The 21,983-nt window shown below is 64.0% G+C and carries 15 protein-coding genes; 5 read left to right on the plus strand and 10 right to left on the minus strand.

The window, feature by feature from the left end; genetic code table 11:
• Positions 1–142: 142 nt before the first annotated feature.
• From ABWK72_RS07220 to ABWK72_RS07235, 4 genes are all read right to left on the minus strand, one after another.
• Positions 143–2,491: a von Willebrand factor type A domain-containing protein gene (locus ABWK72_RS07220; RefSeq protein WP_367875321.1), complete on the minus strand. Its 2,349-nt coding sequence runs from the start codon at positions 2,489–2,491 to the stop codon at positions 143–145.
• Positions 2,488–4,920, minus strand: coding sequence for a hypothetical protein (locus tag ABWK72_RS07225; RefSeq protein ID WP_367874117.1), 2,433 nt, complete (start codon positions 4,918–4,920; stop codon positions 2,488–2,490). Before ABWK72_RS07225 ends, ABWK72_RS07220 begins: the two co-directional genes overlap by 4 nt.
• Before the next feature lie 101 nt (positions 4,921–5,021).
• Positions 5,022–5,588, minus strand: a complete 567-nt coding sequence (locus tag ABWK72_RS07230; protein ID WP_367874118.1) for an RNA polymerase sigma factor — start codon at positions 5,586–5,588, stop codon at positions 5,022–5,024.
• Between the two features lie 118 nt (positions 5,589–5,706).
• On the minus strand, positions 5,707–6,657 hold the full coding sequence (locus ABWK72_RS07235; RefSeq protein ID WP_367874119.1) for a serine protease: 951 nt from the start codon (positions 6,655–6,657) through the stop codon (positions 5,707–5,709).
• A 172-nt stretch (positions 6,658–6,829) separates the two neighbouring features.
• On the opposite strand from ABWK72_RS07235, the gene tatC reads away from it, so the two are divergent.
• Positions 6,830–8,227 carry a twin-arginine translocase subunit TatC gene (gene tatC / locus ABWK72_RS07240; protein WP_367874120.1) on the plus strand — a complete coding sequence of 466 codons (1,398 nt, stop codon included), beginning with the start codon at positions 6,830–6,832 and terminating at the stop codon, positions 8,225–8,227.
• A gap of 126 nt (positions 8,228–8,353) precedes the next feature.
• Here tatC and ABWK72_RS07245 read toward each other — a convergent pair whose 3' ends face one another.
• The gene (locus tag ABWK72_RS07245; protein ID WP_367874121.1) at positions 8,354–8,779 is read right to left on the minus strand and encodes a DUF3037 domain-containing protein; all 426 of its coding nucleotides are present in this window, start codon (positions 8,777–8,779) and stop codon (positions 8,354–8,356) included.
• Positions 8,776–9,579, minus strand: a complete 804-nt coding sequence (locus ABWK72_RS07250; RefSeq protein WP_367874122.1) for a HipA family kinase — start codon at positions 9,577–9,579, stop codon at positions 8,776–8,778. Before ABWK72_RS07250 ends, ABWK72_RS07245 begins: the two co-directional genes overlap by 4 nt.
• Positions 9,580–9,892: 313 nt before the next feature.
• Here ABWK72_RS07250 and ABWK72_RS07255 point away from each other — a divergent pair, with 313 nt between their 5' ends.
• The gene (locus ABWK72_RS07255; protein ID WP_367874123.1) at positions 9,893–12,361 is read left to right on the plus strand and encodes a phosphatidylglycerol lysyltransferase domain-containing protein; all 2,469 of its coding nucleotides are present in this window, start codon (positions 9,893–9,895) and stop codon (positions 12,359–12,361) included.
• Between the two features lie 52 nt (positions 12,362–12,413).
• The gene (gene speA, locus ABWK72_RS07260) at positions 12,414–14,357 is read left to right on the plus strand and encodes a biosynthetic arginine decarboxylase (RefSeq protein ID WP_367874124.1); all 1,944 of its coding nucleotides are present in this window, start codon (positions 12,414–12,416) and stop codon (positions 14,355–14,357) included.
• Between the two features lie 307 nt (positions 14,358–14,664).
• Here speA and ABWK72_RS07265 read toward each other — a convergent pair whose 3' ends face one another.
• A complete protein-coding gene (locus ABWK72_RS07265; RefSeq protein WP_367874125.1) occupies positions 14,665–16,029 on the minus strand; it encodes an ATP-binding protein in 1,365 nt (454 codons plus the stop codon).
• On the minus strand, positions 16,026–16,751 hold the full coding sequence (locus ABWK72_RS07270; protein ID WP_367874126.1) for a response regulator: 726 nt from the start codon (positions 16,749–16,751) through the stop codon (positions 16,026–16,028). The genes ABWK72_RS07265 and ABWK72_RS07270 overlap by 4 nt, the downstream gene beginning before the upstream one ends.
• A gap of 166 nt (positions 16,752–16,917) precedes the next feature.
• Between ABWK72_RS07270 and ABWK72_RS07275 the strand changes: the two genes are divergently transcribed.
• Together ABWK72_RS07275 and ABWK72_RS07280 are read left to right on the plus strand one after the other, a co-directional pair.
• Positions 16,918–18,057: an efflux RND transporter periplasmic adaptor subunit gene (locus tag ABWK72_RS07275; protein WP_367874127.1), complete on the plus strand. Its 1,140-nt coding sequence runs from the start codon at positions 16,918–16,920 to the stop codon at positions 18,055–18,057.
• Entirely contained in the window at positions 18,054–21,194 is a 3,141-nt protein-coding gene (locus ABWK72_RS07280) for an efflux RND transporter permease subunit (RefSeq protein ID WP_367874128.1), read from the plus strand. The genes ABWK72_RS07275 and ABWK72_RS07280 overlap by 4 nt, the downstream gene beginning before the upstream one ends.
• A 12-nt stretch (positions 21,195–21,206) precedes the next feature.
• On the opposite strand, the gene ABWK72_RS07285 is transcribed toward ABWK72_RS07280, so the two are convergent.
• The gene (locus tag ABWK72_RS07285; protein WP_367874129.1) at positions 21,207–21,671 is read right to left on the minus strand and encodes a hypothetical protein; all 465 of its coding nucleotides are present in this window, start codon (positions 21,669–21,671) and stop codon (positions 21,207–21,209) included.
• Positions 21,668–21,940 carry a hypothetical protein gene (locus ABWK72_RS07290; protein WP_367874130.1) on the minus strand — a complete coding sequence of 91 codons (273 nt, stop codon included), beginning with the start codon at positions 21,938–21,940 and terminating at the stop codon, positions 21,668–21,670. The genes ABWK72_RS07285 and ABWK72_RS07290 overlap by 4 nt, the downstream gene beginning before the upstream one ends.
• Positions 21,941–21,983 lie beyond the last annotated feature (43 nt).

The following is a 21,983-nucleotide window of genomic DNA, read 5'->3' on the forward strand; positions in this document are numbered from 1 at the left end:
CACGGCCTGCTCCGTTCCGATCTTCCGACGGTGCCGGCAGTGGGGGACCGTTCTGCGGGGCGGAGCCTCCGCGGTCCCGGGGGGCAGGCATTTGTCGGAGCCGGGTGGGACGGTTCGCGCTGGGACGAAAGCTTTCATCGGATCATTTCAGCTTCTCGATCATGGTGCCGAGATCGGTGACGGGTTGGCTGTCGGGGTATTTCGCTTTCACGGCGGCGAAGGATTTGCCGAGTTGATCGAAGTCGAGGGCATCGGCCAGCGGGGCCTTGCGCAGCTTCTCGGCGGCGAAGGCTGCGAGGCCGGCGAGCTGGACCGAAGGTGTGGCGCGGTCGAAGGCGGGGGCCTGGGCATCGTAGGGGATGGTCCAGGTGCGCTCGACCATCTGGCCGCTGGCGGCATCGCGGAAGCGCACGCTGACCTCGCCGACCTCCCCTTCCCCGCCGGGGATCGGCTCGATCTGATAGAGAGCATTCCCCGCTTCCTCCGCGGCCATCTCGGCGGCGTCGACGGCGTCGTTGCGGAAGTCCTCCTTGTTCAGGCGATGCTCCTCGAAGCCGAGCAGCTTGTAGCGGGCGACGCGTGCGGGATTGAAGCGGACCTGGACCTTCACGTTCTCCGCGGCGGGACGGAAGGCACCGGCGAGCTGCTTGGCGAAATTGCTGCCAGCGTCCTCGGCGCGGTCGACGATGTAGTAGCGGCCGTTGCCATTGCGGGTGAGCTGTTCGAGCAGGCGGTCGTTGAGGCCCGCCGCTCCGAAGCCCGCGGCATCAAAGGCGATGTTCTGCTGGCGGAGCTGCTCGACGCGCTGGCGCAGGGCTTCCGGGCGGGCATCGCCGAGGTTCGCCGCGCCATCGGTGAAGAGGACGATGCGATTCTGGGCGGCGGGGTTGAACTGGCGCTTGGCCAGCTCCTCCGCGAGCTTGATGCCTTCCTCCAGATTGGTGCCTCCCTCGGAGGGAGTCTGCGCGATGATGCCGTTCAGTTCCTTGGCGCGGGCACCGGGCAAGCGGTCGGCAATCAGGCGCGGCTGGCGGGCGAAGCCGGCGACGGTGATGGTATCGCCTTCCTTCAAGAGCCCGGAAAGCTGGGCGACGGCGCGGGTCATGGCGGCCTGGCGGTCCTCCCGCTCCATCGAGCCGGAGCTATCTAACAGAAGCGTCAGGTTCAGCGGTGTCGACTGCCCCCGGCCCGCGGCAGCGGTGCGCACAGCGATGCGGAGCAGATTGCGCTGGGGAATCGCGGGATGCGCGGCCTGCTCGGTGGTGCAGACCACCGACTCGCCATTGGCAGGACCGGGATCGCCGTAGTCGAAGGCATTGTAAAATTCCTCCGGGCGGATGCTTTCCGCGGCAGGCTGTTCGCCACGGTCGAGCGCGGCCTTGGCCAGCTTGAAGGAGGCATCGCTGACGTGGAGGGAGAAGGTCGAGAAGGGCTCAGTGCCGGTGGCGACCTCCGCCATCTTGTCGAGGATCTGCTCGGTCTTCTTGCCTTTGGTGAGCGGGCCGGATTTGAGGATGATCGAGTGCTCGTTTGTCTCCAGCTCCAATCCAGTAGCCTCGGTGACCTTACTCAAGGCGTCCGCGAGAGTGACATTCCTCAAGTCCAGCTTCGGCACCCGGATACCCAGCGGGTCCGCGTCTTCCCCATCCGGCTGGACCAGCAGGTTGACGCCCTTGGCTGCGACGTCGGGGTTGCCATGAGCGGACTCTGCGGTCTTCTGGCGAAGAAGCTGCAGCACCTCGCCGACCGTGGACTCTTCCGCTGTGAGTTCGGGAATGATGATCGCGCGAGCTCTCGCCGCGGCATCGAGCGGAAGTTCCCTGCGCACGACATCTTCCCGCGTCTTGGTATTTCCTTGGATATTGACTTCAGCCGGCTTGGCCTCGGTGATGAGAGGCGGAACCGATAGTTCCCAAGCCGAATCGACCTGTGCAAGCAGTTCGGCGCGGGTATGGTCGTAGGCAGCGCGGTAGTAGTCGGCCTTCGCTTGGGCCACGCGCTCCATGCCGCGACGGGCGGCCTTGTTGTAGGGATCGGTGCGGATGACATCCTCGTATTGCTTGAAGGCATCGTCATACTTGCCGAGGTTGTAGGCACCTTCGGCCAGGTAGAGTCCGCGGCGGACCTTATCGACATTCTCGGTGTGCTCGTCGGTGAGCGCCGGATTGGTCTTAATCGGATCGTCCAGCCATTCCTCGACGCGCTTGGCGTCCACGTTGTCCTCATCGTCGGCCAACACGTCGGCCGCCAAGGCGCGGGCTTCGTCATACTTGCCGACCCGGCGATAGCTGTCGGCCAGCGCGGTCGAGGCATCGCCCAAATGGGCTTGGACCACCTTGCGTCGATCCGCGGTCGTTGGCGCGTCCGGCAACACGCCATCGGCCTCCTTGTATTTTGTCCGGGCTTCCTCGTATTTGCCTTTCGCATAGGACTCGCGTCCTTCCAGAAGCAAGCGATCCGCCTCGGCGACAGCATTCTGGCGGCGGATCATCTCCTTTTGCGCTTCCGTCGAGTAGCCGCTCCCGTCCGATTGCCCGGCGGTGGCCGTTGCGGGACCGTTTGCCGGAGTATCCTTGCGGTCGATCTTGTAGCGCGTTTCCTCTGTCGGAAAGGTGGTCGGGGTCGCGGGGGTGGCGGGAGCCGGCACCATTTGGGCGAGGCCATCGCCAAGCGAGCTCGGCAGTTGGGGCGGGTCGTATTCCTTCGGATAGGTGAACTCCCGGGTCGTCTCGATCGCGGGGACATTGGGCGGCGTGAGTGAATACGTGAAGCGATTCGGGTCGGCGGTGGAGAAGCGCATGCTGCCCCCCCATCGAGAGCCGCGAGGCTATCGAGGCTCAGGCCCGGGGCTGGCTGCGCGGAAGCTGCTCCCGAATAGTAGTGGAGCTCCCCGCCGACACTGGCTTGATCCGCCGGGACTTCCGCACCCAGCAAAAATCCCTGCTGCGGGGTGGATCGGGCGAGTTTACCCAGCTTCGCCAGATCGCTGAAGTCGGAGGTGGAGATTCCGCCTGCCGTGATCGCGGGACGGGCAGGTGCGAGCGGCGTGCCGTAGTTGAGAGAGCCTTCATCGTCTAGCGTGGTCGGCATGCCGCCCTGCGGGCGGAGACGCGGGTCGTGCGGCACCTGCCCGGGCAGCGCCAGGAGGCCGAGGGGGGACTGGGCCGATTGCTTCAAGGCGAGCTCCGGCTGATCACTAAAACTGTCAGCAGCCGCTGCTTCCTTCTTGGCCAGGGACTCGGGCATCTTTGCCCCCGCTGCGCCGCCGAAAGGGTCGGCCGGGGCGTTCGAAATCGCGCCCTCGGAAAACGAACTGCCCGCGAAGAGCAGCTTGGTCCCTTCGTCCTGACTGCTCCAAGCGAGATCGGCTGGCTGGGCGTCGGCGGCCTGATCCTTTGTAGCAAGCGAGCGACTGGGATTGCCGAGGATAGCGTCGATGTTGTTGAGGTTGATCGCGTCATAGCCGCTGCGCAGGCCGCCGGAGGCGAGGTCGGTGACCCTCTTGGCCTCGGACGCTGGTTCGGCAGGCTGATTGGCCGATGCCAGAGAGCCAGTCCCCCCTCCTACGACCATTCCGAAAGACCTGGAACCCGTGCCCCCCGGCTTCGCGGGGTCCATGGACTGGGGCGCGAAGCGCCGACCGGACAGCCGATCCCCGGAGACACCCGCCGCATTCTGAAGGGCGATGCTGGGAAGCTCCGCGGACTCCGGCACAGGGGTAGCTGCCGGAGCGGGCGTGGCGGCGGGCTTCGCCGAATCATTGAGGGCAAGGCCCGCCTCCCCGAGCTTTGCATTCATCTCCTTGGTGAACAGCTGCAGCTTGAGCTGCTCCAGCGTGTCATGCTTGCTCTCGAAATCCGACTTCGCGTCGAGATAACCCTGGGTTTCGAGGCCGCTCTTAACGGCAGCGTCTTTGTTGCTGGCAGACCGAGACTCCAATTGAGCGATCTGCTGTTTGGACAGGTCGAGCTTCGTCTTGAGGCTCTCGCGCAGGTTGGCAGTGGCCTCGCCAAGATCTTGCTCCATGTCTTCCACAGCCTTCTGCTTGGCGACCAGATCGGGATGCCCTGCCGCGAGGCCGGAACTCTTCATGCCCTCAAGCTCGCGCCGGGCTTCCTGATATTGAGGAAGGAGACTGGGGACAACATTGTCCGGCAGGTCCAAGCCGGAGGCATACTGCGTCAGCTGCGGGCCGTCATACTTGAGCAAGGTCTCGATCTGGCTTTCGAGCTGGATCTTCTCTTGCTCCAGCTTGGTATAATTGCGGGCGGCAAGGGACGCATCATCCGCGGCGGCGAAACCGCCTCCCCCACCCGCGCCCTGTTCATAGACGATTTTGCCGGTGCGGATGGTCGAGGAAAGGGACTTCCGGCTGTCTTCGACTTGGTCTTCCTGCTCGGCGACGGCGCGGCGCAGTGCCTCGAGTTCGCGCTCGGCGCTTTTCCTGGCCGGAATGGCCCCGCCACCTCCGGATGGCATGAAGTCCACGCTCTTCTCCGGGGCCATGGCGAAGCTCACCTTGTTCGCCTTCCCGCTATTGAAGAGCGGGTAGGAGATCAGGGAGATCGCCAGGCAGGCCGCGGCGGCGAGGAGGGCGCGGCGGGTGAAGTAGCGGTTGACCTTGGTAGATGAATAAGCGGGCTGCGGCTCCGAAGCGACGCCTAACAGGTCGGTGATCTTTTCGCGCTTGGCGGGCGGCAGGCGCCACGCGGCGTGGAGGCCGGGCTTGGCGTCTTCCGCGAGCAACTCGTGGAGATCGCGGGTGCGGCGCTCGAAGTCCCGGAGACGGGGGTTCTCCGCGCAGAGCTTTTCCAGCTCCGCGGCCTCGAAGGACGAGGCTTCCCCGAGCACCCAGGCCACGATCCGCGCTTCCAGCGCGTCATCGCCGGAGGGCGGCAGGGAATTGGAGGTATCATTCATGATAGGTGGAATTTGAGATCTGAGATTTGAAATTTAAGAGGTGGAAGCCGGTGGATCGGCACTTTGAGATCTGAGATTTGAAATTTGATAGAGGAGGCGGGCTACTCCGGGGCATCGACGCCGAGACGGCGGAGGCCATCGCCTAGGGACTTGAGAAGGTGGTGGAGCTTGTAGCCGACGTTCCCGACGCTGAGGCCGGTGCGCTGGCTGATCTGGTCGTATTTGAGATTCTGGTGGTACTTGAGCTGGATCAGCTCGCGGTCGTCGTCCTTGAGCTCGGCGAGGAGGAGGCGGACGGCGCCCGCGGCTTCGAGGCGGGCCAGATGGCCGTCGGGGCCGCGGGCGTCGTCCGCCGAGTCGGGCGCTTCATCGGACGATTCGCGCTTGTGATCGCGGAGGTGATTGAGGGCGAGATTGCGGACGGAGCGGTAGAGCCAGGCTTTCGGGTGGGCGACTTCCTCCCAGTGGGAATGGAGGCGGAGGAAGGCCTCCTGGACGAGGTCTTCAGCAGTCTCCCGGCGGCCGGTGAGGCCGTGGGCAAAACGGAGGAGCGGGCCTTCCTCCGCCTCGAAGATCTGCCGCAGACTTGGTTTGTCCTCGGTAGTCATCGTGGCGGAAGGCAGCAGCTCCGGCGTTTCAAGCACGGCTGGGGCGATAGCTAGGTCCATGCGGGTGGGATCGCGATCTCATGGCTTTCAATCGTGAAGACACGGCTGCGGGTTCTTTCTTGGAAGTTTTTTCACAAGAAAGGGCGGGAGGCGGATTCTAACACCGGTTCGGGCCGCCCTAGCGACCGCCCTTATGGGCCGCGCGATCCGCCGCGATCAGGCCGTGCAGCCACTCCGGATCCGGGGCCACGGCTTCGCCGGAATAGCCCGCCAGGGGCCGGTCGGGCTTGCCGGCGAGGCCGAACTTGGTGCCGAAGAGGCCGGCCGGGCCTACCACCACGCGGGCATTGATGCCGGCGCAGCGCCCGTCCGGCGTGAAAAGCGGGCCGCCGCTGTCGCCGGAATTCAGCGGGACATCGTGCCGGACGATGCGCCAAGCCGCACCGGTGGGATCGTGGCGCAGGGGGGAGACAGAGAGGATGCTGCCGGCGGCGGTGCCGCCATTCGGGGTGCCTTCGGAAAGCCCGGACCAGCCGGTGACCGCGACCTCTTGCCCGGGTGCCAGCCCCGCGACATCCGCGGCGCCGAAGGGCAGCAGCGGCTCCAGGTCGGCGTGGATGAGCGCGAGATCCGGCCCTTTCTGGTCCGGATTCCCGCGCCAGACCACCCGCACCGGCTTCTTGGTCATCTTGCGGTCGCGGGTGGCGATCACCAGGGTCATGGGGGATTTTTCAACGCAATGGCTGGCGGTCAGGAAATAGCCGTCGCGGGTCAGGGGAACTGCCGAGGAAATGCTGCCCTGCTTGCCCTTCATGCTCACGGTCCAGGTGACGGCATCCCGCTTGGTCTGGGTGGAGGAGATCTTAATGGCGTCCCATTTCAGCAGCAGGCCGGTCTGGAGTTCCGCCAGCTTCAGGTGGAGGCGGCGGTCGTCGGAGTCCTGTTCCCAAGCCTTCAGGCTCGGTTTCTTGCGGGACTCCAGCGCCTTGTCGATCCGGTGCAGGGTCGAGCCGGTCAATTCCACGGTGCCGCAACCGCCCAGCAGCGCCGCCGCGGCGAATCCGCCCGCGCAGCGCCATAGCCGGCTCCTGCGGCGGAAACTGCGGAACAGATCGGCGAAAGATTTCATGGGGGGAGCAGGTTCTAGCAGTCTCCGCGGAAGCCGCAGCGTGGCAATCCCGAAATCAAGCGCCGCCACCGTGTTTCCCCGTTCAATCGTTCGTGTTCTGTCATTCGTCATTGGCCGCTTATCGGCCTTGCAGGACCGCCGGTCCGGCCCTTGAATCCCGCCGCGACGGCTGATGTTTTTGCTCAACAAGGTTTTTCAACTGCGGGACAAGGCGAACCCGGATCACGAGAAGCCGTTCCTGGAGCACTTGGACGACCTGCGGGTCATGATCACCCGCTCGCTGGTGGTGCTGATGATCTCGATGACCATCTGCTTCGCCTTCCAGGAGAAGCTGATGGCGCTCCTGCGCGCACCGGTCAACAAGGTCCAAGAGATCCACATGACCAAGCTGCTGCCGAAGGGCATCACGCCGACGAATTGGGAGACGGCCAAGCAGATCGAGCAAGCGGCGACATCGCTCGGTGGCGAGCGAGGAGAACGCTACCTGAAGGAATTCGAACCGGACGACCTGCGCCGGGTGGAGATCGTGCGCCTGCTGCGCGCGATCGTGCCGATGAAGGTGGAGAAGCGCGAGGGCTTCCTGAAGCGGGAGGGCCGGGACGATCTCGCCGAGGTCGTGCAGACCATGCTGACCAAGGGCGCGAGCCCGCAGATCGACGAGCGCGGGAACCTGCAGATGATGTCCGCGCTGAGCCCGACGGAGGCCTTCATGCTCTCCATGAAGCTGGCCTTCTTCGCGGGAGTGGTGGTGTCCTTTCCCTTCCTGATGCTCTTTATCCTGCAGTTCGTGCTGCCGGGCCTGCACTCGCACGAGCAGAAAGTCATGTGGCCGGCGCTGGCGGTCGGCTTCGGGCTCTTCCTGTTCGGAGTTTTCTTCGCCTACACCTACGTCCTGCCGCGGGCGCTGACCTTCTTCTACGAATGGGGCCTCTCGTCCGGGATCTCGAATGACTGGCGGATCGGGAATTACATCACCTTCGCCACGCAGTTCACCCTGCTCTTCGGCCTCTCCTTCGAGCTGCCGGTGGTGGTCATGGTCTTCGTGAAGATCGGGCTGCTGACCTACGAGACGATGCGCCGGACCCGTTCCTACGCGATCCTCGCGATCTTCGTCATCGCCGCGATCATCACCCCCACCCCGGACGCCTTCACCCTGCTCCTGATGGCCGGGCCGATGGTGGTCCTCTACGAACTGTGCATCTGGCTCGCCTACTTCGACGACAAGAAGAAGGCCAAGGCCGAGGCGGAAGAGGAACGCGTGCGCGCCGAGGAAGACCGCAAGCGCTTCGAGGCCCTGCTCATGGACAAGGACCACGACCACGGCAGCGAGGTCGATCCCTGCCAACCCGCTCCCGGCAGCGAAGGTAAAGCTGAACTCGGAGCCGAAACCGAGGGCGGCGAGGTAGAAGACCGCAGCGAGCCCTGGGATCCCTCCTCCAACGAAGACGGCTGGCAGGCCGGGAAGGAAGAGCAAGAAGCGGAGGATGACACCCCGCCACAGAGCATTCCGGACGAGGAGAAGCGACGGATGAGCGATCTGAGCGGAGACGGGGAGAAGCCGGAGAAGTGAGGAGTGTTCTCACCCGAGGCAGCTACTCTGCCGTCCGCTCTTCCGCCAACGCCTCGTCTGGCTTGAGCGCCAGCCAATCGCCTTCTCCTGACCATCCGGCAGATGGCCCGTGATCATTGAGAAGAATCAGCTCTCGCTCACGACCGCCTGCGGCACTGCGGATTCCATGCGGACGTAGCGCCTGAACAGTTCTTCGGAGAGATTCCGCGCATCTGTGGAGAGGATTGTCCTCACCTCTCCGAAGCGAAAGGTATTCTCCCGAGGACGCACCAATTCGTTAAAGGCGAATTGGCACCCTTTCGGGTCCCGAATCCGCCCCTTCACCCGTTCCACCTCCTGCCTCATCGCTTCCATGGAGACCTCGAATTCCCTTTCATATTGATGGGGAAACAGAGCCTTGACCCGGGCAGGCATCTGACGCTCGGCAAGAAAATGCAGGAAACACGGCTGCAGGCAGTTCACCGCCACCCCCACATTTACGAACTCTCCGGTCTCCGGGTAGGGCAGGAAACGGAGCAGCGAATAGTTGCAGACAGCTTGGGCGGGGATCATGGCAGCTTCCAGAAGTTATCGGCATCCGTGAAAGGCATTTCCAAGACCGAGTTTACCCTCTCCACCTCCAGTTGCACGGACAAACTCTCGTCTCCGTCCATGTGCAGCCACTCCAATGGCAGCTCGGAAAAGACCGTCCGCACCTGATCCAACGCGACTCGCAAGCGCTGCTCCATCCGCTTCCGGAATCCCTCCGGCCATTCCTTTACTTCCCCCCGGAACACGTGCGCTCCGAAAAAGCGCTCGCGGCAAAATTCCGGATCGAAGGCCAGATTGAAATCATAGGCCCATAGCATCTCCCGTTTCGACGGATCTTTCGACGCCGCTTGCGGGTCGTCCTCCGGCAACGATGGAATTCGGGATACCAACAAGTTCGGATTCCCTCCATCCTCCGATAGACTTCGATCCTCGTTCTGCAACCACAGGTCTAACAAAAGCAATTGGGCCTTCGTCTCCTGCGGCCATCCTTGGGCTCGCAACCATTTCGGTTCCACCACATCGTGGATTCGCAAGGAGGCGAACACCAGTCCTTCGCCAAGATCCCGGATATCAGACCGTCCGCTACCTTGGATCAATTCCCGGGGCACCTCTCCCATCCTGAATGCCGGCACTCCCAGCGGAGCGTCAGGGCGGAAAAAATTCACCAAGCGGTTCGCCACCCACTCGCAGCACAGTGAGTTCTTTCCGGCATAAGCACCCTTTACGAAATCCTCGTCGATGCCCGCCGCACAGCGAAACGGTCGCGTCATTCCCTGCACCGAGCGGTCGATGACTTCAGTGATGGTGATCGGTGAAATCATGATTCGGTCGGTGGCGTTCCATAGCTTCCTATCGAGGTCGCCGGGGGAAGGCTCGGGAAGGTAGATGGGGACGTTAGAGGAGATCGCGGGACGGGGTCAATGGGGGTGATCGGCAGGCTGTCCTTCGTGCAAAGGCGGTTCGGCAGACCACCGGGACCATTCCTGCAGCTTGCAAAGCCACGCTCCTAACGTGTCGCCGGGGGATGCGCAAAGCGGCAAAACCTGACAGAATTCCCCGCCCTGCTCCGTATCCCGCCCGGGAGCGTGCGGTTCCCGCATCATGCTTTCCTTTTGGCGGCCGGTTTTGCGGCTCTTGATTACCTCCCTGTGCCTGATGGCTCTGGCGGCAGCGGCCGAGCCGGAGATCCGGGATGTGCAGCTTTCCCGGGGGCCGGGGAAGATTTACCTTTTCCCGGGGCCGGAGAAGCCGGTGGCGGGGATCGTGTTCGCTTCGGGCGATGGCGGGTGGACCGATTGGGAGACGACGACGTGCAGTTGGCTGGCGGAGGCCGGCTGGCGGGTGGCGGGGTTGAATTGCCGAACCTACGCGGAGACCGACTACGATGGCGACCTGCTGGGCAACGATTTCGCGACCTTGGCCAAGGAGATGGAGCTGCCGCCGGGCACGCCGGTCTTCTATGGCGGCTGGTCGATGGGCTGCTCGCAAGCGGTGGCGGCGGCGGGGACCGAGCGCCCGGCAGACCTGGAGGGCTTGCTGCTCTTCTCCTGCGGCTCCCGCGGGCGCTACGGGCTGCGGGTAAAGGACGAGCTGGGCATCGCGCCGACGGGCGACGGGACCTTCGCGCTGAGCGAATTCAACGAGTCGCTGGCCGGGCTGCGGGTGGCGCAGTTCCAGGGCGGCGGCGACTTCATCTCGAGCACCGCCTGGATCCGCGGCCTGCCCCAGCCGGCGGCGCTCTACGAGATGCCGGGCTACAACCACGGCTTCGACGGGCCGGACGAGAAATTCCGCCCCGCCGTGCAGCAGGCGCAGGCATGGCTGCTGGGCGATGAAGCGATGGGGCCTGCGAATACCTCGCACACGCTGCCCTACGGCCTTTCCCCGCTGTGGCCGGTGGCGGCTCTGAGCACCCTGTTGGTGCTGGTTTTCCTCTTCATGCGCCGGCACGCGCTCCGCCTGCTGGTCGCGGCCGTGATCCTGATCGGCCTGGCCAACCTGCTCGAGGCGATGCTGCCGAAGCCGCCGGAGGTGATCGATTGGACGCAGCAGTGGTTCCCGCTGGGAGTCAGCGAAGACAGCCGCCTCCTGCTGCTGCTTTCCGGGCTCTCGCTGCTGGGCTTGGGGCGGGGTCTTTGGCGCAGGAAGCGGGTCGCCTGGTGGCTGGCCACCTCCTTGCTGGTGGCCTCGGCGCTGCTGCACGTGGTGCGGGCCTTCGATTGGCACCATGCGGTGGCGGCGGTGATCCTGCTGGTGCCGCTGGTCCGCTGGCGGCGGGAATTCATCGCCCGCTCGGATGCGCCATCGCTGCGCCTCGGGCTGGCGGTCGCGCCGCTGGTGGCGGTGATGCTGATTATCTACGGGACGATCAGCCTGCACGACCTCGGCGAGTCGGGGAAGCTGCCCGAACCGCTGGATTGGGCGCGCGCGCTCGGCTCCTCCGCCACGGCGGTCGCGGGGCTGCCGGATTCGCTGGACTCCTCCACACCCGAAGTCGCGCGCCTGCTCGACCGGCTGCGGCTGGCGGGAATCGCGGGCGGAGCGCTGGTGCTCTATCTCCTCCTCCGGCCGGTGCTGCTATCGCGGGTGAATGCCGCCGGCGAGGAGGAGCGGCAGCGCGCGGCGGAAATCCTCGCACGCCACGGCATCGATCCCAGCGACCCCTACACCCTGCTGCCGGACAAGCACTACTTCTTCCACGAATCCGGCGAGGGCTACGTGGCCTACGCCTGCTGGCGGGACATCGCGGTGGTGCTGGCGGATCCGGTCTGCCCGCCGGAGCTGCGGCAAGGCCTCGTCGATCACTTCGTGCGCTTCTGCCGCAAGCAGGACTGGACGCCGATCTTCTACGGCACCCGTCAGGAAAACCGCTCTCTCTACGAACAGTCCGGTCTGGTCACCTTCAAGGTCGGCGAGGACGCGCGCATCCCGCTTTCCGAATTCAGCCTGGCCGGCGGCAAGTTCCAGAACCTCCGCACCGCCCGCAACAAGGCCAAGAAGGAGTCCCTCGGCTTCCGCTGGTACGATCCGAAGGAAGGCATCGATCACGGACTCGAAGCCCAGCTCACCCTGCTTTCCGATACCTGGCTGCGCTCGAAGAGCGGCGGCGAGATGACCTTCGACCTCGGCTCCTTCTCGCTGGCGGACATCCGCGCGAACGGCTGCGCGGTGGCGCTGCAGGCGGACGGCCAGGTCGAATGCTTCGCCACCTGGCGGCCCTACGGCGGCGGCAAGGGCCGGGCCCTGGACCTGATGCGCGGCCGCGGTTCCCCGGGCGGGATCATGGATTTCCTGATCCTCGAAAGCCTCGATCACTTCCGCGAGAACGGCGTGGAGGAAATCAGTCTCGGCAGCGCCCCGCTGGCCAATACCGAGACCGATCCGGCGATGCTCTCGAAGGAGGAAAAGCAGGTGAAGCTGCTCTTCGATAAATTCGACCGCTTCTACCGCTACAAGTCGCTTTTCGACTTCAAGCGCAAGTATCACCCGGCCTGGCAGGGCCGCTATCTGGCCTATCCTCCCGGCACCCTGCTGGCGCGGATCGGACTGGCGGTGGCGGCGGTGCACCTTCCGGGGGGCTTCCGCGGACTGCTGAAGTCGTAAATTCCTCGCATTACCGCTTTATTTTCCTGCGGTTTGCCACTTCCTTCCGCGCATGGTTCCTCCTGGCAGCGCCAAGACCCCTAAAGCCCCGAAGAAGGAAAACGGATGGTCGACCGAGCAGTCGGCCGAACTCTACGGCGTGGACCAGTGGGGCCACGGCTTCTTCGGCGTGAACAAAAAAGGTCACGTCACGGTCAAGCTGGCCGATGACGAGGGCTTCAAGGAGGTCTCGTTGTTCGAGATCATCGAAGGCCTGCGCGACCGCGGCACGGACCTGCCGGTGCTGCTGCGCTTCCGCGATCTGCTGCACTCGCGGATCCGCGAGCTGAACGAATCCTTCCGCCAGGCGATCAAGGACACCGGCTTCAAGGGCGAATACCGCGGGGTCTATCCGATCAAGGTCAACCAGCAGCGGCAGGTGATCGAGGAGATCTCCGAATTCGGCAAGCAGTACCACTACGGTCTGGAAGCGGGCTCGAAGCCCGAGCTGATCGCGGCGCTGGCCCACATGCACGACACCGAGGCCTACATCGTCTGCAACGGCTACAAGGACGAGGAGTTCATCGACCTGGCCCTGCACGCGCAGAAGATGGGCCTGAAGATCATGCTGGTGCTGGAGATGCCCAGCGAACTCGACCTCGTGCTGGAACGCTCGCGCAAGGTCGGCGTGCTGCCGAATCTCGGCGTGCGTGTCCGGCTCTCGACCCGCGGCTCCGGTCACTGGGCGGAGAGCGCCGGCGACAAGTCGGTCTTCGGCCTCAGCGCCACGCAGGTCATCGACGTGGTGGACCGCTTGAAGGCGGAGGGCTATCTCGGCTGCCTGCGGATGCTGCACTATCACCAGGGCAGCCAGATCCCGAACATCGCCGCGATCCGCGAGGGCGCGACCGAGGTGGCGCGGATGTATTGCGACCTGGTCAAGGAAGGCGCGCCGATGGGCGTGCTCGACATGGGCGGCGGCATGGCGGTCGACTACGACGGCTCGCACACGAATTTCCACTCCTCCTGCAACTACTCGATCCTCGAGTACTGCACCGACGTGATCGAGACGATCATGCAGGTCTGCGACAAGGCCGCGGTGGCGCATCCGAACCTGATCTCGGAATCCGGCCGCGCAATCGTCGCCTACTACTCGGTGCTGGTCTTCAACATCCTGGATGTCTCGACGGTGCAGACCACCGAGACACCGCCGGTGACGCCGGAGCACGCGCCGCAGAACCTGCTCAACCTGATCGCGGTCAACAAGGACCTCAGCAAGCGCAACCTGCAGGAGTGCTTCAACGACGCCGTCTACTACCGCGACCAAGTCCGCGCGCAGTTCTTTTACGGAGCCGCGACCCTGCGCGAGCGCGGTCTTGCGGAGGCCTGGTTCTGGCACATCATGACCCGGATCTCGAAGCTGATCCTGGAACTGGAAATCGTGCCGGAAGACTTGCGCGAACTGTCCGATTCGCTGGTCGATTTCTACTACGGGAACTTCAGCCTCTTCCAGAGCCTGCCGGACTCCTGGGCGATCAAGCAGCTCTTCCCGGTGATGCCGATCCACCGCCTCGACGAACGGCCGAAACAGCGCGGCGTGATCGCCGACATCACCTGCGATTGCGACGGCAAGATCGACCGCTTCATCGACCGCGAGGACGTGGCGAAGGTGCTGCCGCTGCACAGCATGAAGATCGGCGAGGAATACTACATCGCGACCTTCCTGGTGGGTGCCTATCAGGAGACCCTGGGCGATCTTCACAACCTGCTCGGCGATACCAATGTGGTCGGCGTGCACATCGAAGACGGCAAGCCGGTCTACACCCACGAGGTCGAAGGCGACACCGTGGCGGACGTGCTGAGCTACGTGGAATACGATCCGAAGGAACTCGTCGGCCGCTTCCGGGCCTTTGCCGAAAAGGCCGTGGCCCAGGGCCGGATCTCGCCGAAGGAACGGCGCGAAGTGCTGGATCTGTATCGGACGGGCCTCAGTGGCTACACCTACTTCGAAGGCTGAGAATTCTTCGTCCCAACGGGACGGCTAATAATAGCCCGGCACGCAGCGCCGGGTATATGCCACCACAGCATCGCGTCCTACAGGGACGCCTTATGCGGGGAAGCTGTCGGGTATCGGCGGGCCTTCGACAATCGCGAGGCGGCGGTTTACATTTGGCGAGAGCGCTTGCCCGCGGAGACCACGCTATCAGCATGAGCTGTCCCTGTAGGACACAATACTCTCTGCCGGCGAACCTGGCACTGCGTGCCAGGCTATTATGAGCCGTCCCGTTGGGACGAAGAGGATGTCGATGGGAGATCGTTTGTCGTCACTTCCTCGGCAAATGCAGGATCGCCCTTAGCCCCCCGCCCTGCCGGTTCGCCAGGGACAAATCCCCGCCGTGATTCCGCAGGATCGTCCGCGCGATGGTGAGCCCCAGACCCGTGCCGCCCGTGCCGCGGTTGCGTGAGCTTTCGAGACGGACGAAGGGGGTGAAGACCCGCTCGCGCTCGGCTTCGTCGATGCCGGGGCCGTCGTCGTCGATGAAGATCTCCAGCGAAGTCGCATTGAGCTCGGTGGAGACCCGCGCGCGACTGCCGTAGCGCACCGCGTTCTCGATCACATTGCGCAGGGCGCGGCGCAGGGCGTCGGCCCGGAAACGCCAGGGAAGCGGGCCTTCCCCGGTGAATGCCACATCCCAGCCGAGGAGAGCCAGATCCTCGCACAGGCTCTCTAACAAGGCATGCATGTCCAGCGTCCGCGTATCCTCGGATCCGGCATCCTCGCGAGCGAAGGCAAGGCTGGCCTCGGTGATCGTCTTCATCTCATCGAGCGTCTCGACCAGCTTGTCGCGGGTCTCGGGGTCGCTGACGAATTCGGCCTGAAGCCGCAGCGAGGTGATCGGCGTGCGCAGGTCGTGACTGATCGCGGCCATCATGCCGGTGCGGTCTTCGACATAGCGCTTGAGCCGGGATTGCATGCGGTTGAAGGCGACGGCCGTGCGGCGGATGTCATCGGCCCCTTCCTCGGGCAGCGGCGCGGTTTCCTCTCCCCTGCCGAGCTTCTCGGCTGCATCTGTTAGACGCTGCAAGGGCCTGCCGACGCGGCGGGCGATCAGGGCGGTGACGAAGCAAAGCACCACCGCGGTGATCGCCATCGAGATGTAGTAGGTGTCGGGTGGACCGGGCGGAGCGCCGGGCTTGGCATAGACCGCATGCAGCCAGCGGCCCTGACCGATCTCGGTAGCGAGACCGAAACCATTCCACTCCGAGAGATGGACGAGCATGGCAGGCGAGCCACCCTTCCATTCATCCAGAGACAAGCTCTCCCACTTCACCCCGCCTTGTAGCGGCAGATCATCCGCGGACGGCGGGCGCGTGGATTCCATCAAATGCGCGCGTGCTTGGCTCTCCCACTCCAGCGGATCGCCCTCAGGCCGGGGTCCGAACCAGTAGCGGACCGCGACCGTATTCGCGGTATCGAGAATGCCCTGATGGAGCCCCGGGTCGGCGGAATCGAGGAGGCGCGCCACGGAGGCGGCACGCCCGAGGAATTCATCGCGCCGGAGCAGGAAGACGGTGCGCAGTTGATCCCCCCGGTAGATCGCGAAAAACAGCACCTGCGAGAGCGCCAGTGCCAGCAGCATCAGCGTGATCCACTGCCCCGTCAGGCTGCGCATCCAGAAGCGTTTCATGCCGGGGTCACGGTGCCGGTGAAGCAATAGCCATCGCCCCAGTAGGTTTTGATGAGGACCGGGTTCTTGGGGTCCTCCTCGATCTTGCGGCGCAGGCGGCTGACCTGGTTGTCGATGCTGCGGTCCCAGACGTCGGCCTCGCGGCCGCTGGTGAGATCGAGCAGCGCATCGCGGCTCAGGACCTTGCCGGGGTGCTCCAGGAAGACGCAGAGCAAGCGGTACTCGGCGGTGCTGAGCGGCACCGCGACCCCATCGCTGCCGGTGACCTCGTGGCGGGTCATGTCGAAGAGCTTGTCAGCGAAGCGCAGGCGTTCCGTTTTGAGCGTCGGCTCCTCGCGCGAAGGCCCGCTGCTAGAGCGCCGCAGCACCGCACGGATGCGGGCGAGCAGTTCGCGCGGGTTAAAGGGCTTCACCAGATAGTCATCGGCCCCGATCTCCAGCCCGACGATGCGCTCGGTATCCTCCGCCATGGCCGTCAGAAAAATGACCGGCAGAGTCGTGGTGGCGCGCAGATGGCGGCAGAGGGAAAGGCCGTCCTCGCCGGGCATCATGATGTCCAGCACCACGAGGTCCGGCAGTTCGCCGCGCTCGAGTTGGGCCCGGAACTCGGCAGCACTGCCCGCCGCACTGACGGTGTAGCCATGCTGGCCGAGATAGCGCACCAGCAATTGGCGGATCTCCTGGTGATCATCCACCACGGCGATGTGCGGGCCGGCTTCCATGTCTCCGGAACTAGCATCGCAGTTTGTCGGGCGGGAGCGTGCAAAAAATTGTCGCAAAGTGTGTCGCCCGCGGCTGCGATGCGACAATTCGCGACGATAAACCACGCCGTTCGACACGCATTCCGCGCTTTCCCGTGCTATCGATGGAGCGCTTTCTTTTCCCCGCATGATGAAAACCCTCGCCCGACTCCTGATCGCCATGCTGGCGCTGGCCGCCATTTCCCTGCTCGTCTGGCAGGCGCGGGCGAAAGCGGTCTCCAAAGCAAGCGACAAGGGCCCGAAGGGACCGATGGTCGTGCCGGTGGTGGTCGCGGAGGTCATCCGTCAGGACGTGCCGGTGTGGCTGGAGGGAATCGGCACGGTGCAGGCCTCGAATACGGTCACCGTGCGCCCGCGGGTCGGCGGAGCCTTGGAGAGCGTCGAATTCACCGAGGGCGCCATGGTCAAGGCGGGCGACGTGCTGGCAAGGATCGACGCCCGGCCCTACGAATCCGCTCTGGCGCAGGCCAAGGCGAAGAAACTGCAGGATGAGGCGCAGCTCGCGAATGCCGCCGCAGCGCTGGATCGCTCGCGCAGGCTGGTGAAGGAAAATGCCGTGAGCCAGCAAGTGGTGGATCAAGCGGAAGCGGCGGAAGGACAGTTCAATGCCCAGGTCAAGTCGGACCAAGCGGCCATCGAAGCCGCCCAGCTCGATCTCGATTTCACCGTGGTGCGCGCACCGATCCCCGGCCGGACGGGCGTGCGGATGGTGGATGCGGGCAACGTGGTCACCGCGAGCCAGCCGGAAGGCCTGGTGGTGGTGACCCAGCTTCAGCCGATCTCGATCATCTTCACCCTGCCGCAACGCCACCTCGCCGCCCTGCGCCCGCACATGAAGCCGGGCGCAGCGTCGCTCAAGACCCAAGCGGTGGATGACGACGGCACGGTGCTTGACGAAGGCAGCCTGGAGCTGGTGGACAACCAGATCGACAACACCACCGGCACCCTGCGGCTGAAGGCGACCTTCCCTAACAAGGATTACACCCTCTGGCCTGGCCAGTACGTCTCCGCGAAGGTGTTGGTGGAGACCAAGAAGGACGCTCTGGTAGTGCCGACAGAGGTGGTCCAGCAGGGCTTGAAGGGCACCTTCGCCTATCTCGTGAAGGAGGATCAAACGGTTGAAGCCCGGCAGCTCAAGGCTGGCATGACCCTGGAAGCCGTGACCGTGATCGAGGACGGCCTGCTGCCCGGCGACCGGGTGGTCCAGGATGGCCAGAACAAGCTGAAGCCGGGCGCGAAGGTGAGTGAAAGGAAAGCCGGACTATGAGCATTTCCGCCCCATTCATCCGGCGTCCGATCGCCACCGCCCTGCTCACCATCGCCATCCTGCTGGTGGGGATCGTGGCCTTTCCGCTGCTACCGGTGGCACCGCTGCCGCAGGTGGAGTTCCCGACCATTCAAGTCTCGGCATCCCTCCCGGGGGCAAGCCCGGAGACGATGGCCTCCTCCGTGGCGACACCGCTGGAGAACCAACTCGCGCTGGTCCCCGGGATCACGCAGATGAGTTCCAGCAGCGGGCTCGGGAATGTCTCGATCACCATCCAATTCGACCTTGGCAAGAACATCGATGCCGCCGCGCAGGAAGTGCAGTCCGCGATCAGCGCCGCGGCGGGGCAGCTTCCGACCAATCTTCCCAGTCCTCCGAACTACCGGAAGGTCAATCCGGCGGACTCGCCGATCCTGCTGCTGAGCGTGACCTCCGAGGTTCTGAGTCTGACCGAGGTCAGCGACTACGCGACGAACGTGGTAGCCCAGCAGATTTCCCAGCTCAGCGGCGTGGCGCAAGTCGATGTCATGGGCGAGCGCAAGCCGGCGGTACGGGTGCAGGTGGATCCGGCCAAGCTGGCCTCGCTGGGCCTGAGCATGGACGACGTGCGCGGCGTGATCGCCGCGGCCACGATCAATTCGCCGAAAGGCAGCATCAACGGCGACCGCCAAAGCTACTCGATCTACGCCAACGACCAGCTCCTCAAGGCGGAGCCTTACAACGACCTGATCCTCGCCTACCGCAAGGGCGCACCGATCCGCGTGCGCGACGTCGGCCGGGCGGTCGACGGCCCGGAACAAAGCCGCTCCGGTGCGCTGATCAACAACGAGCCCGGGGTGGGTATCATCATCCGCAAGGAGGCGGACGCGAATATCATCGAGACGATCGGCCGGGTGACCGAGTTGCTCCCGCAATTGCGCGCGGCGATGCCGCCGGCCATGTCGATCGACACGCTCAGCGACCGCAGCCGCACGATCCGCGCTTCCGTCGAGGAGGTCGAGATGCACCTCGCCCTCACGGTGGGGCTCGTGACCCTGGTGGTCTTCGCCTTCCTGCGGAATATGCGCGCGACCTTGATCGCGAGCGCGGTGGTGCCGATTTCGATCATCGCGACCTTCGCCATCTTGAAGGTGCTGGGTTTCAGCCTGAACAACCTGTCGCTCATGGCGCTCACCATCTCGGTCGGCTTCGTGATCGATGACGCGATCGTGATGCTGGAGAACATCTACCGGCACATCGAGGACGGGATGAAACCGATGGAGGCCGCGCTGAAGGGCGCGGGCGAGATCGGCTTCACCATCCTTTCGATCACCTTGTCCCTGATCGCCGTCTTCATCCCGGTGCTGTTGATGGGCGGCATCGTGGGGCGTTTGTTCCGCGAGTTCGCGGTGACGGTCACCACCGCGGTGCTGGTCTCGGCCTTCGTCTCGCTGACCTTCGTGCCGATGATGTGCTCGCGTTTCCTGAAGCACCACGAGGTGCCCACGGGGAAGGGACCCCGGGCCTTGCTGGACCGCGCACTGGAGAGCTTCTTCGGAGGGCTGGAGAGAACCTATGAGTCGATGCTCCGCTTCGTGCTCCGCCACCGCAAGACGACGCTGCTCTCGCTGGTGGTGACGATCGCGCTGACGGGCTTTGTCTTCGTGAAAATGCCGAAGGGCTTCTTCCCCTCGCAGGATGTCGGCCTCTTGGACGCGACCGTGGAAGCCTCCGCCGATATTTCCTACGATGCGATGTTTGAGCGCGCTCATGAAATCGGGGAGCTCATCATGAAAGATCCCGCCGTGCTGGGGATGCAGAACCGGATTGGTAGCGGCGGTCGCGGTGGTGGTTCGATGAATTCCAGCCGCTTCTTCATCACGCTGAAGGAGCGCGGCGAGCGGGACTCCGTGACGATGGTGATGGACCGGCTGAAAAAGGCCACCGCCGGCATTCCCGGTCTCACGATATTCTTCCAGGCCCGCCAGGATCTCAACGTGGGCGGCATGATGTCGAAGACGCAGTTCCAGTACACGCTGCGCGATGCGGACATGGACGAGCTGAATAGCTGGGCTCCGCGCATCATGGAAAAGATGAGGGAGCTGCCTGAACTGCGCGACGTGACCTCCGACCAGGAATCCGCGGCACCGGCGCTGAGCGTGGATATCGACCGTCAGGCGGCAAGCCGCTTCGGCATCCCCGCGCAGGCGATCAACTCGGCGCTCTACAATGCCTTCGGCGAGCGGCAAGTGACGCAATTCTACACCCAGGTCAGCCAGTACAAGGTAATCATCGAGGTGCCGCCGGAGTTGCAGAAGGATCCTTCCACCTTCGACCGGATCTTCCTGAGCTCGCCGATCACCGGTGGCCAGGTGCCGCTGTCCTCGCTGGTGACTTTCAACACCGGAGCGAGCAAGCCGCTTTCGGTGAACCACCTCGGGCAGTATCCCTCGGTGACGATCTCCTTCAACCTCGCGCCTAGCGTGGCCCTCGGCGATGCGGTCACGGCAGTCGAGAAAGCCAATGCCGAGATGGGCCTGCCACTCACCGTCACGGGCAGCTTCCAAGGCACTGCCCAGGCCTTCCAGGACTCCCTACGCTCGCAGCCCTACCTGATCGCCGCGGCGATCATCGCGATCTACATCATCCTCGGGATGCTCTACGAAAGCTTCATCCACCCGCTGACCATCCTTTCGACGCTGCCCTCGGCGGGCCTCGGCGCACTGCTGACCTTGTGGGCCTTCGACTACGACGTCGGCGTCATCGCGATCATCGGCATCCTGCTGCTGATCGGGATCGTGAAGAAGAACGCGATCATGATGATCGACTTCGCGATCGAGGCCGAGCGCGACCGCGGGATGGAGCCGGAGAAGGCGATCTTCGAAGCCTGCATCAAGCGCTTCCGCCCCATCCTGATGACCACCCTCGCGGCGATGATCGGCGGCATCCCGCTGGCCCTCGGCCATGGCGATGGCTCGGAGTTGCGGCAGCCCCTGGGCTATGCGATTGTCGGTGGCCTGGCAGTCAGCCAGATGCTGACCCTCTTCACCACCCCGGTGGTCTACCTGATGTTCGACGGCCTGGCGATCAGGTGGCGGAAGCGGAAGGCGAAGAAGGGCGGCGTCAGGACTCCTGAACCACTGGTGGTTGGCGGCTAGGGTGAACCCGCATCAACCCAGCAGATGCTCCGCCCGCAGATGGGTAAAGTTTGTGGCAAGCTTGCCTGAGTTCACAGCCTCGATCCAGAGATCGAGATCGTCGGTCAGCAAATGGTCGCCGTCTTGATAGACCTCAAGAATCGAGGCATCGACAAGACCCAGCCTGACGAAGCAGCGCGAATCAACAACGGCGACCCCTGCAACGTGATTCTCCCTCACACTCGCGATCAGCCGACCGACCGTGTGCATCACGGAACTCCTCAGCGGCTCGCCGATTTGAGCCGAAAGATTGGAGACTTCGGCAAGAATACCCGGTGTCACCACGATCTCCTTAAAGCCTTCGAGAAAGACCTCCAGAAGCAGGAAATCCTCCGTCGTGAAGACCCGTGTCCGTTTGTGCTTTCCGATCAACTCGAGGCCGGTGCTACCAACAACCAAGAGCAGGAGAAGATTGGTATCGACGATCAGACGCCTCATGCGGCCGTTGAAACCTCGCGATTCTTAACCGAAAGAATTTTGGCCGTGCCATCATTGATCGCCACGACCTTGTAGGAGCGGCTTAGGGTGTTTCGAAGGGATATGCCGGAGAGGCGATCCCAAGGTCTGGAGAACCCGATGGTCACGTGCCAGGCATTCTCCGGCTCATCAAATTCGACCTCTTCAAGTCCGAGATTTTCAATCTTTTCCTCCTCGAACAAGTCGGCGACATACTGCATCGCCAGCTTCACAGCTTCCTTCACGTTCATGCCCTAATAAAGCATGATCGGCTATTGTCTGCCAAGGTGCAAG

Source organism: Luteolibacter sp. Populi (assembly GCF_040801775.1).
In the GTDB taxonomy this organism is placed as follows: domain Bacteria; phylum Verrucomicrobiota; class Verrucomicrobiia; order Verrucomicrobiales; family Akkermansiaceae; genus Haloferula.

What these genes read in the sequence shown, in the direction of transcription:
- ABWK72_RS07220 (WP_367875321.1), bottom strand. Translation starts at nt 2,491, where the DNA reads ATGATCCGCCGCCAGAATGCTGTCGCCGAGGCGGATCGCTTGCTTCTG.
- ABWK72_RS07225 (WP_367874117.1), bottom strand. Translation starts at nt 4,920, where the DNA reads ATGAATGATACCTCCAATTCCCTGCCGCCCTCCGGCGATGACGCGCTG.
- ABWK72_RS07230 (WP_367874118.1), bottom strand. Translation starts at nt 5,588, where the DNA reads ATGGACCTAGCTATCGCCCCAGCCGTGCTTGAAACGCCGGAGCTGCTG.
- ABWK72_RS07235 (WP_367874119.1), bottom strand. Translation starts at nt 6,657, where the DNA reads ATGAAATCTTTCGCCGATCTGTTCCGCAGTTTCCGCCGCAGGAGCCGG.
- tatC (WP_367874120.1), top strand. Translation starts at nt 6,830, where the DNA reads ATGTTTTTGCTCAACAAGGTTTTTCAACTGCGGGACAAGGCGAACCCG.
- ABWK72_RS07245 (WP_367874121.1), bottom strand. Translation starts at nt 8,779, where the DNA reads ATGATCCCCGCCCAAGCTGTCTGCAACTATTCGCTGCTCCGTTTCCTG.
- ABWK72_RS07250 (WP_367874122.1), bottom strand. Translation starts at nt 9,579, where the DNA reads ATGATTTCACCGATCACCATCACTGAAGTCATCGACCGCTCGGTGCAG.
- speA (WP_367874124.1), top strand. Translation starts at nt 12,414, where the DNA reads ATGGTTCCTCCTGGCAGCGCCAAGACCCCTAAAGCCCCGAAGAAGGAA.
- ABWK72_RS07265 (WP_367874125.1), bottom strand. Translation starts at nt 16,029, where the DNA reads ATGAAACGCTTCTGGATGCGCAGCCTGACGGGGCAGTGGATCACGCTG.
- ABWK72_RS07270 (WP_367874126.1), bottom strand. Translation starts at nt 16,751, where the DNA reads ATGGAAGCCGGCCCGCACATCGCCGTGGTGGATGATCACCAGGAGATC.
- ABWK72_RS07275 (WP_367874127.1), top strand. Translation starts at nt 16,918, where the DNA reads ATGATGAAAACCCTCGCCCGACTCCTGATCGCCATGCTGGCGCTGGCC.
- ABWK72_RS07280 (WP_367874128.1), top strand. Translation starts at nt 18,054, where the DNA reads ATGAGCATTTCCGCCCCATTCATCCGGCGTCCGATCGCCACCGCCCTG.
- ABWK72_RS07285 (WP_367874129.1), bottom strand. Translation starts at nt 21,671, where the DNA reads ATGAGGCGTCTGATCGTCGATACCAATCTTCTCCTGCTCTTGGTTGTT.
- ABWK72_RS07290 (WP_367874130.1), bottom strand. Translation starts at nt 21,940, where the DNA reads ATGAACGTGAAGGAAGCTGTGAAGCTGGCGATGCAGTATGTCGCCGAC.